This is a genomic window from Duffyella sp. Ts4, assembly GCF_051851875.1.
Classification (GTDB): domain Bacteria; phylum Pseudomonadota; class Gammaproteobacteria; order Enterobacterales; family Enterobacteriaceae; genus Duffyella; species Duffyella gerundensis.
The window spans coordinates 1-402 of the sequence record NZ_JBLYPN010000039.1; the positions used below are offsets into that span (position 1 = coordinate 1).

The 402-nt window shown below is 58.7% G+C and carries 1 protein-coding gene; it reads left to right on the forward strand.

Translation table 11 applies throughout. The features are described from left to right. A partial coding sequence (locus ACJY2L_RS20725) for an E3 binding domain-containing protein (protein ID WP_439351313.1) occupies positions 1–402 on the forward strand: 402 nt, incomplete at both ends.

Consider the following 402-nt stretch of genomic DNA (forward strand, 5'->3'; position numbering starts at 1 on the left):
TCTGATCATGGTCTTCGAAGTGGAAGGCGCTGCGCCAGCTGCTGCTCCGGCTGCCGCTGCTGCACCAGCACCTGCCGCTGCACCGGCTCAGGCGGCTAAACCTGCTGCTGCCCCTGCTGCAAAAGCAGAAGGTAAATCTGAGTTCGCTGAGAACGACGCTTATGTGCATGCTACCCCGGTCATTCGCCGTCTGGCGCGTGAATTCGGCGTAAACCTGGCGAAAGTGAAAGGCACCGGTCGTAAAGGCCGTATCCTGCGCGAAGACGTTCAGACTTACGTGAAAGACGCGGTCAAACGTGCAGAAGCGGCGCCAACTGCTGCTGCCGGTGGCGGTCTGCCAGGTATGCTGCCTTGGCCGAAAGTGGACTTCAGCAAGTTCGGTGAGATTGAAGAAGTTGAACT